Here is a 632-nt window from a genome sequence, read left to right as displayed (position 1 = left end):
TAGCCTCCGCCATGAGTTGTCCAGCCAGATACCGTCCCACCTTGATCTGCTGGGCCTTCAAGTGCTGAGAGATCATCCGCGCGCCTGCACTTTCCCGGCTTTCGACATGCAGTTGCACAACTTTTGCCCTGAGCGCGTCACGCTTGGTATTCGGTACTGAACGACGCTTAAGCCAGTCATAAAACGCGCTGCGGGAAACACCCAATGCACTGCAAAGCAGGCTGGTCGGATACGAGTTCGACTCTCTCAGCTCTTCGATCAGGAAAAACGATCGGGATCCGACATCAAGAGAGCCGTAGCCTTTTTTAAGATTTCAGCCTCGGTCTCCAGGCGTTTGACTTTGGCTCGCAGCTGTTGAAGCTCTCGCTGTTCGTCGCTGATTGCCTTGGTGCCTGCCACTGGCTGCCCTTTCTGACGCTCTTTGCGAACCTGATCAACCCAGCGGCGCAGAGCCGTGGGGCCGACGTCCAATAACGCACAGACGTCGGGAACCGAGCTGTTGTCGTCAAGAACCATGCTTGCAGCACGTTGCTTGAAGTCACGGGTATAGGTCTTTCGCTCTTGCATGGAACCTCCTGATTGGGTGAATCATATCGCCCTTAAGAGGTGTCCGGGGTCATTAGGCCAGTTCA

General features: G+C 55.2%; 1 protein-coding gene. It reads right to left on the bottom strand.

Annotation, left to right across the window (positions count from 1 at the left end):
- Window positions 1–258: 258 nt before the first annotated feature.
- The gene (locus NGM28_RS28490; RefSeq protein WP_011533213.1) at window positions 259–567 is read right to left on the bottom strand and encodes a transposase; all 309 of its coding nucleotides are present in this window, start codon (window positions 565–567) and stop codon (window positions 259–261) included.
- Window positions 568–632: the final 65 nt, after the last annotated feature.

The sequence above is a fragment of the Pseudomonas sp. MWU13-3659 genome, assembly GCF_023757525.1.
GTDB classification, from domain to species: Bacteria; Pseudomonadota; Gammaproteobacteria; order Pseudomonadales; family Pseudomonadaceae; genus Aquipseudomonas; species Aquipseudomonas entomophila_E.
This window is presented reverse-complemented; position numbering and strand designations above follow the sequence as displayed.